This is a genomic window from Mesorhizobium sp. M7A.F.Ca.CA.004.12.1.1 (assembly GCF_003997835.1).
Taxonomy (GTDB): Bacteria; Pseudomonadota; Alphaproteobacteria; order Rhizobiales; family Rhizobiaceae; genus Mesorhizobium.
This window is the reverse complement of record NZ_RZRK01000201.1, coordinates 1-8,725: the sequence shown is the minus strand read 5'-3', so window position 1 is coordinate 8,725 and position 8,725 is coordinate 1. Positions and strand designations below refer to the sequence as shown.

Annotated in this window: 8 protein-coding genes and 1 pseudogene; all 9 read left to right on the top strand. The window is 62.9% G+C overall.

The features are described 5' to 3' along the window. Nucleotides 1-440: pseudogene (locus EN984_RS13070) on the top strand (sugar ABC transporter substrate-binding protein); the annotation flags it as partial. A gap of 81 nt (nucleotides 441-521) precedes the next feature. After that, the gene (locus tag EN984_RS13065) at nucleotides 522-1,382 is read left to right on the top strand and encodes a carbohydrate ABC transporter permease (protein ID WP_127269508.1); all 861 of its coding nucleotides are present in this window, start codon (nucleotides 522-524) and stop codon (nucleotides 1,380-1,382) included. Then, the gene (locus EN984_RS13060) at nucleotides 1,379-2,338 is read left to right on the top strand and encodes a sugar ABC transporter permease (RefSeq protein ID WP_127270896.1); all 960 of its coding nucleotides are present in this window, start codon (nucleotides 1,379-1,381) and stop codon (nucleotides 2,336-2,338) included. Before EN984_RS13065 ends, EN984_RS13060 begins: the two co-directional genes overlap by 4 nt. Further along, nucleotides 2,335-3,429 (top strand): ABC transporter ATP-binding protein, encoded by a 1,095-nt coding sequence (locus EN984_RS13055; RefSeq protein ID WP_127267578.1) that lies wholly within the window; start codon nucleotides 2,335-2,337, stop codon nucleotides 3,427-3,429. The genes EN984_RS13060 and EN984_RS13055 overlap by 4 nt, the downstream gene beginning before the upstream one ends. 202 nt (nucleotides 3,430-3,631) lie before the next feature. Further along, nucleotides 3,632-4,693, top strand: a complete 1,062-nt coding sequence (locus EN984_RS13050; protein ID WP_127267577.1) for an ABC transporter ATP-binding protein — start codon at nucleotides 3,632-3,634, stop codon at nucleotides 4,691-4,693. Between the two features lie 32 nt (nucleotides 4,694-4,725). After that, nucleotides 4,726-5,811 (top strand): Gfo/Idh/MocA family oxidoreductase, encoded by a 1,086-nt coding sequence (locus tag EN984_RS13045; protein ID WP_127267576.1) that lies wholly within the window; start codon nucleotides 4,726-4,728, stop codon nucleotides 5,809-5,811. 55 nt (nucleotides 5,812-5,866) lie between these two features. Beyond that, nucleotides 5,867-6,781, top strand: a complete 915-nt coding sequence (locus tag EN984_RS13040) for a sugar phosphate isomerase/epimerase (RefSeq protein WP_127267575.1) — start codon at nucleotides 5,867-5,869, stop codon at nucleotides 6,779-6,781. Nucleotides 6,782-6,848: 67 nt separating this feature from the next. Beyond that, on the top strand, nucleotides 6,849-7,793 hold the full coding sequence (locus EN984_RS13035; RefSeq protein WP_127267574.1) for a substrate-binding domain-containing protein: 945 nt from the start codon (nucleotides 6,849-6,851) through the stop codon (nucleotides 7,791-7,793). Nucleotides 7,794-7,905: 112 nt separating this feature from the next. Continuing rightward, a partial coding sequence (locus EN984_RS13030) for an ABC transporter permease (protein WP_245480061.1) occupies nucleotides 7,906-8,725 on the top strand: 820 nt, incomplete at its 3' end.

Here is an 8,725-nt window from a genome sequence, read left to right as displayed (position 1 = left end):
GGTTTTCGCTGACCGGCATGATCTCGTCACAGTCGAAGAACCAGGAGGTCGCCTACCTCCTGCTGCAATGGCTGGGCTCGGCCCGCATCTATGCCTGGATGAGTGCCAACCCCGGCGGTTATCTGGACCCGTTCCGGCTTTCGGACTTCTCCGATCCGCTGGTGCGCCAGACCTATCATGCCTACCACATGGACGTCGTGCGCGAGACGGTCGCCCGCACCGTGCCGACCATCAACTATCCCGGCGCGACAGCCTTCCACAATGCGCTCGACGAGAACCTGATGGCGGCGCTGACCAAGGCCAAGACATCGGAGCAGGCGATGGCCGACACCGAGGCAGAGTGGAAGAAGATCGCCCGGCGCACCGGCGAGGACAAACTGCTCGAAGCCATCAAGACCAACAAGGAGGCCTGGCCGACAGTTCTCGATCCAATCGTCTGATCCTTCTCCCTGGATCATATCGAAGGAGGGGAGGAGCCTACTTCTCCCCTCCGCCCACAACGCCACCAGCAAAGCCGCCAGATGAAGCGTTCCGTTCCTTTCCTGATATTCCGCTATGCCGCGATCTTCGCGGCCATGGCGGTGACGCTGGTGCCGATCCTGTGGATGGTATCGATGGCGTTCAAGCCGATCGCCGAATGGTCGGCGACCGGCGCCGAACTGACCTGGTGGCCGAAGAACCCGACGCTCAGCAATTTCCGTTTCGTGTTCGGCGAGTCGACCAACAATTTGATCGTCGCGCTCGACCGTAACGCGCTGAAGCCGATCCTCGCATCGCTGCTGTCGGCGGTTTTCGGCACGGTGATCGCCATGTCGGCGGGCACTGCCGCGGCTTATGGGCTGTCGCGTTTCGGCTCCGGCCAGAACCTGCCGCTGGCGCTGATCCAGCTCAGGATCTTTCCGCCGATGGCGGTCATGATCCCGGTGATGATCATGTGGGCTTTCCTCAACTTCACCGACAGCTGGTGGGGCCTGGCGCTGATCTACGGCATCGTCACCTTGCCGTTCGCCTTCTGGCTGATGAAGACCTTCTTCGACGACATGCCGCGCGAGATCGAGGAGGCAGCGCTTGTCGAAGGCTGTTCGCGGCTGCGCGTCTTCACCCGCATCACGCTGCCGATGATGCGCGCGCCGCTCGCCAGTGCCGCGCTCTTCGTCTTCATCCTCAACTGGTCAGACTATCTGATCGCGCTGCTTCTGACGACGCGCGAATGGGTGACCATCCCGGTCTACATGGCCTCGCTATCCTCCTCGATGACCGGGCAGCTCTATGGCGCCAAGGCGGCGCTTGGCCTGATCGCGGCCGTGCCGCCGGTCATCATGGGCATCGCCATCCAACGCCATCTGGTGCGCGGGTTGACGTTCGGGGCGCTCAAGCAATGAGCGCGGTGACTGCCATGACGTCCAAGGATGAGATGACAGCCGTCGGAGCAAAGCCGGTTTCGCGCGATGAGGGCGCAAGGCTGGGTTTTCGCCTGACATTGCCTGCGCAGATCCTGGTGCTGTTCATCTCGGCCTTCCCGCTGTTGATGCAGCTCTACATCAGCGTCACTGACTGGTCGCCGCTGTCGGGCACCGGCTGGTGGAACGCCTGGTCGATGTGGAACAGCTTTGCCAACTACACCGATCTCGCCGCCGACGCGCGCTTCTGGAGCGCGCTGAAGCGTACGGCCATCGTCATGATCGTCTGCGTGCCGGCGGAATTCCTGCTTGGGCTGGCGCTGGCGACGCTGTTTGCCGACGATTTCCCGGGCAAGCGCGCCTTCTATTCGATCCTGCTGATGCCGATGATGGTGGTGCCGGCGGTGGCCGGCTACATGTTCTTCATGCTGTTCCAGTCGAGAGGGCCGGTGAACGACATCTTGTCGGCGCTCACCGGATCTCCCGTCACCATCGCCTGGCTGTCGGATCCGACTCTGGCGCTGATCGCGGTGATGGTCGCCGACATCTGGCAGTGGACGCCGCTGATGTTCCTCATCCTGCTTGCCGGTCTGGTCGGCGTGCCGGAGGATCAGATCAAGGCGGCGACGCTGCTCGGCGCCAATCCCTGGCAGCGCTTCGTCACCATCGTGCTGCCGAAGATGAAGACGATCATCATCATCGCGCTGGCGATCCGGGTGATCGAGAACTTCAAGATCTTCGACACGCTCTACATCATGACCGGCGGCGGTCCAGGCGTCGCCACCGAAACCATCTCGGTCTACATCTACAAGCTCACCACTCAGGATTTGATCTGGGGCTATGTGGCGGCGATCGCGCTGGCCATTCTGGTCGTGCTGTCGATCGTCGCGGTGTTTGCCATGAAGCGCATGGCGCGGGCACGCGAGGTAACGGCATGAGCGCGATCCACTTGCAGAACCTGGTCAAGAAATTCGGCGACTTTACCGCGCTCAAGACCATGGACCTGGCAATATCAGACGGCGAGTTCATGGCGCTGCTCGGCCCGTCGGGCTGCGGCAAGTCGACGACGATGAACATGATCGCCGGCATGGAAGAGCCGACCGGCGGCAAGATCCTGTTTGGCGAGCGCGACATGGCCGGCGTGCCGATGGGCCGGCGCGGCGTCGGCTTCGTCTTCCAGAACTACGCCATCTTCACGCATATGACGGTGCGCCAGAACCTTGCCTATGGACCAAAAATGCGAGGGGCTGCCAAAGCCGAGATCGACCGCCGTGTCGGCGCTATCGCTGAGATGCTGCAGCTGACGCCGCTGCTCGACCGCAAGGCCGACAGGCTGTCGGTCAACATCTTGCAGCGGGTGGCGATCGGCCGCTCGGCGATCATGGAGCCGGCGATCTTCCTGCTCGACGAGCCGCTGTCCAATGTCGACGCCGCTTTCCGGGCCGTCATGCGCACCGAACTGAAGCAGCTGCAGCGGCAGTTCCGCCAGACCATGGTCTATGTCACCCACGATCAGCTTGAGGCGATGACCATGGCCGACCGCATCGCGGTCATGGATCATGGCGTGCTGCAGCAGGTCGGCACGCCGCTCGAGGTCTACAACGATCCGGCCAATGTCTTCGTCGCCCGCTTTATCGGTGCGCCGGGCATGAACCTGCTCAAAGGCAGGCCAGCGGAGAGCGACCGCGGACTGGTCGTCGATCTCGGACCGCTGGGCGTCACGCCGCCGCTGCCGGGCGAACTCGCAGCGGCCATGCGTGGTGCGCGCGGCGAGGTGCTTTACGGATTCCGGCCTGAACAGGCGACGTTGGTGCAGAATGGGCAGGGCCTCGCAATGCCGGTGACCTTTGTCGAACGGATCGGTGCGCGCACCATCGTTCATCTCGGCCAGGGCGAGGCGGCTGTGAAAACGGTGTTCGACAATGATGTCGGACTGACTATCGGCGACACCGCTGTCATCGCCCCCACTACGTCGTCGGTGCGCGTCTTCGACGCTGCCACCGGCCGCGCCATGAGGGTGGGAGGCTGAGATGTTGGTCCGGCAAATTTTCGCAAGTTGGCGCCGCCCCTCACCCTTACCCTCTCCCCGTGTAGAGACGGGGAGAGGGGGGCGTCATCGTTGGAGCTTCTCCCTTCTCCCCGTCCCTATACGGGGAGAAGGTGCCGGCAGGCGGATGAGGGGCGGCGCCGGCGTTCGCTACCTGTCACTGATCCGTGGAGCGACCTGAGCCATGGCCGATATCGTCTTTCGCAACGTGACCAAACGCTACGGCAACACACTTGCCGTCGACGACGCCTCGTTCACCGTCAACGACAATGAGTTCTTCTGCTTCTTCGGACCGCCGCTGTCGGGCAAGTCGACGATCCTGCGCCTGGTGCTCGGGCTGGAGACACCTGACACCGGCGAAATCCTGATCGGAGGCAGGCCGGTCAACGCGATGTCGCCGGCCGAGCGCAACGTGGCGATGGTGTTCCAGAACCTGGCGCTGTTTCCGCATATGAGCGCGCTCGAAAATGTCCGCTTTCCCCTTGTCGAACGCCGGGTCGCCGAGACCGAGATCAAGCGGCGGGTCACCGACGTCGCGGCGAAGCTGCATATCGGCCATATCCTGCACAAGCCGCCGGGACAGCTTTCGGGCGGGGAGCGGCAGCGCGTGGCGATCGCGCGGGCTCTGGTGCGCGATCCCAATGCCTATCTGATGGACGATCCGATCTCGGCGCTCGACGCCAGGCTGCGCGAGGAAACGCGCGTCGAGCTGAAGCGCATCCAGCGCGAACTCGGCAAGACGCTGATCTACGTCACGCATGACCAGGAAGAGGCGATGTCGGTCGCCGATCGCATCGCCATCCTGGAGGACGGCAAGATCAGGCAGATCGGTACGCCGGCAGAGATCTACGACCGCCCGGCCAGCACCTATGTGGCAAGGCTGCTTGGTTCGCCGATGATGAACATCCTCAGATCGGCGCGCGGCGAGGGCGGTGTCGAAGCGGCTGAAGGCACGATTCGCATCGACGACAAGACAGCGCCCGCCGACGCCGTGGAGATCGGGCTGAGGCCGGAAGACATCAAGGTTAGACCGTGGGCGGACGGGGGCCCGGGCCGCCCGGCGCGAGTGTTCGAGGTCGAGCCGCTTGGCGGCTACACCGTGGTGACGCTCGCTGCCGGGCAGGCGCGGCTGAAGGCATTGCTGCGCGGTCAGCCCGACATCCGGCCGGATGCCATGGTGGCGATATCCTGCGAGCCGGCCAGAGTGCATTATTTCGAACAGAGCGGCGGAGCGTTGGCACGATGACAGCCGCAAGGAATGAGTTTCGGGAGGAAGAGATGGCAAACAAGGGCTTCGAGCCGGACGTGAAGGTCCGCACGAAGGAATACAAGATCGGCTGCGTCGGCGCAGGCATGATCATGGCCGAGTGCCATCTGGCCGCCTACAAGGAAGCTGGGTTCCCGGTGGTGGCAATCGCCTCGCGCACCAGGACCAGCGCCGAGAAGGTGGCGACGCGCTGGGGCATTCCGACCGTCCACGACACACCGGAAAAACTGATCGAGGACGAAAATGTCGAGATCATCGACCTTGCTTTCCCGCCCGACCTGCAGCCGGCGCTGATCCGTCACGCGCTGAAGCAGAAGCACATCAAGGCGATCCTGGCGCAGAAGCCGTTGGCCTTGTCGGTCGAGGAAGCGGTCAAGCTGCGTGACGAGGCGGCCAAGGCCGGCAAGATCCTCTCGGTCAACCAGAACATGCGCTACGACCAGTCGATGCGCGTCTTGAAGCAGATCATCGACAGCGGCGCGCTGGGCGACATCGTCTTCGCGCAGATCGACATGCACGCCATCCCGCACTGGCAGAGCTTCCTCGAGGATTATGACCGGCTGACGCTCGCCAATATGAGCGTGCATCATCTCGACGTGCTGCGCTTTCTGTTCGGCGATCCCGACGAGATCACCACGCTGACACGCAAGGATCCGCGCACGACATTCGACCATTCCGACGGCATCACCGTGTCGACGCTGCGCTTCCCGTCCGGTGTGCTTGCCGTGTCGCTGGAGGATGTCTGGTCCGGTCCGCGTCAGGATGGCTACAAGGACGACCAGCACATCAACTGGCGCGTCGACGGCAGCAAGGGGGTCGCGAAGGGCACCATTGGCTGGCCGACGGGCGCTGCCTCGACGCTGACCTATGCCTCGACCGAGACGACCGGAGGCGAGTGGGTCAGTCCGAGCTGGGACACGATGTGGTTCCCGCATGCCTTTATCGGGGTGATGGAGCAGCTCCAGCACGCGGTGAAGACCGGCACACCGCCGGCGCTGTCGGTCGCCGACAACGTCAAGACCATGGCGCTGGTCGAGGCGGGTTATCGCTCGATCGACGAGGGCCGCACGGTCAAGCTTTCCGAAATCGCTACCTGATCACCGCAACTGAAACACCAGACAACTGAATCGCTTACAGGGAGGAATTCACACTATGATGCAGGCAGGTATTTTCACGGGCTATTTCCCGTACGGCCTCGAAGAGTCGGCGAAGAAGATCCGTGGCCACGGTTTCAACACCGTGCAGCTCGACCTTCATTTCAAGGATATCGACCTGTCGGCCGGCCAGATCACCAAGGATAAGGCCAAGAAGGTTCGCGACACGTTCCGTGCCCACGACCTGCCGATCTGCTGCATCTCGGGCTACACCAATGTCATTCATCCCGACCTCGCGCACCGCAAGGCGAATGTCGATCGGCTGAAGGAAATCATCCGCAACGCCCGCCAGCTCGGCAGTCCTTACGTGATCTCGGAGACCGGTACCTACAACACCGAGAGCGAGTGGATGAGCGATCCCAAGAACAAGTCCGAAGAGGGTTTTGAGATGTGCCGCAAGGCGATCTCCGAACTGGCGCAGGAAGCCTATGACCACGGCTCAATGTTCCTGCTCGAAACCTACGTCAACAATGTCGTCGGCTCGGTCGAGGAAACGGTGAGGATGTTCGCGCAGGTCGACCATCCGGGCCTCGGCCTGCTGATGGATCCGACCAACTACTTCGAAAGCCACAACATCGACCAGATGGACAAGGTGCTGAACCAGGTGTTCGACACGTTGGCCGACAAGGTCAAGATCGCGCATGCCAAGGATGTCGCACGAGCCGGCGACGACAAGAGCGAGAAGCATGCGGACATCGGCGATGACGACGCGCTGGCCTCGCACACCTTCCGCGGCGTTGGCGAGATGGTCCTCAACGCGCCGGGCACCGGCTCGCTGAACTACGACCTCTATCTGCAGCGCCTGTCGCAGAAGAACCCGAACATCCCGGTGATCATCGAACACCTTTCGGAAGACGACGTGCCGAGGGCCAAGAAATTTCTCGACGACAAGTTCCGCGCCAACGGTCTCTGACCAGCTGTGCGTCGCCCTTTGCCGGCGGTGCATCCGGCTTGGAAGCAACAACAAGGGAGGAATTGCAGTGTTGAAATTCGGATTGAAACTGGCAGCGGCCGCGACTGTGTTCGCGGGCATCGCATTTGCCTCGCCGGCAATGGCGCAGGATGGCCAGAAGACGTTCTATCTGCTGTCGCATGGCGGTCCGTCGGATGCGTTCTGGCTGGACTGGAATGCCGGCGCGACCAAAGCCTGCGACCAGCTCAAGGTGACCTGCAAGATCTCCTTCAGCGGCGGCGACATGGCGGCGCAGAAGGAGGCCTTCAATTCCGCGCTTGCGGCCAAGCCCGACGGCATCGCCACCACCTCGGCCCAGCCGGGCCTGTGGACCGAGGAAGTGAAGGCTGCCAAGGCGGCCGGGATCCCGATCGTGTTCTTCAACACAGACGATCCGGCGACCGGACGGCAGGCCTATGTCGGCGCCGATCTCAAGGAGGCGGGGGTCATCTGGGCCAAGTATCTTGTCGACCACAAGATGGTGAAGCAGGGCGACAAGGTGTTCCTGCCGGTGGAAGTGCCTGGCGCCAGCTATCAGCAGCTGGAGACCGAAGGCATCGCCAGCGTCTTCGATCCGTTGGGGATCAAATATGATGTGGTCGATTGCGGCACCGACCCGGCCGGCATCATTGCCAAGATGACCGACTATATGGTGGCCAACAATCCGCCGGCGATCATCGCGCTCGGCGATTCCGTCGCGGCCAGCGTCAAGCGGGTGTTCGACGGCGCCGGTGTGCCGGCCGGCAAGATCCCGGTCGTCGGCTGGGGCAATTCGAAGGAAACCGCGGAAGCCGTGAAGTCCGGCTTCGTCAACGCGGCCGCCTGGCAGTTTCCGTCTGCGCAAGGCTTCATGCCGGTGGCGCTGCTCGGGCTCGCCGCGTCGGGCGAACCGATCGGCTACGACATCCATACTTTCAGCCTCTACGACGCCTCGAGCGTCGAACCGATCCTGAAACTCTACGACACGAAGTGAAAACCGGTGCCCGCGGCGCAGGCCGCGGGCACCATTTCAAAGCATGGTTCAAGCAGTCATGATGATCGCCGCAGAAGACGAAATGCCTGTCGGGAAACGTAGATCGAGCCTTATGCGCTCGCCGCAATTCTCCTCGCTCGTCATCCTCATTGTCCTGCTCGCGGTGTTCGCCATCGCCGATGCCAATTTCCTGTCGCCGCTCAACATCTCCAACATGATGGCGTTCCTCCCCGAGCTCGGCATTATCGCGCTCGGCATGACGCTGCTTCTGACGGCGGGCGAATTCGACCTGTCGGTTGGTGCCGTGTTCGGGCTGGCGCCGGTCGTCGTCATGCTTCTGGTGCAGAACGGAGGCGTCGATATCGGCATCGCGCTTCTGGCCGGGCTTCTGCTGTGCATCGCCATCGGCGCCATCAACGGGCTGATCGTCACCAAGATCGGCATTTCGTCCTTCCTGGTCACGCTGTCCATGCTGCTCGTGGTGCGCGGGGCGGCGCTCTACATCACGCAGGGCTTTCCGCTGAAATCCTGGGACCAGCCAGGCTTTTTCGTCACGCTGCTGGCCGGCAGCTTCAATGTCGGGTCGTTCCGGTTCTACACCTCGCTGTGGTGGTTCATCGGTCTCTCGCTGCTGGCGATCTACGTGCTGCGCTATGCCAAGCTCGGCAACTGGATCAGCGCCATCGGCTCCAACCGGAACGCGGCGGTGGCGCGCGGCGTGCCGGCGGACGCCGTCAAGGTGTGGCTGTTCATCCTGACTTCGGTCCTTGCGGGACTGGCCGGCATGATCAGCGCCTTCCGCATCTCGGCCGCCTCACCGGTGGCCGGCACCGGCTATGAGCTCGAAGTGATCGCCATGGTGGTGGTCGGCGGCACGGCGCTGACCGGCGGACGCGGCACGATCCTCGGCACCATCGTCGGCGCGCTGATGC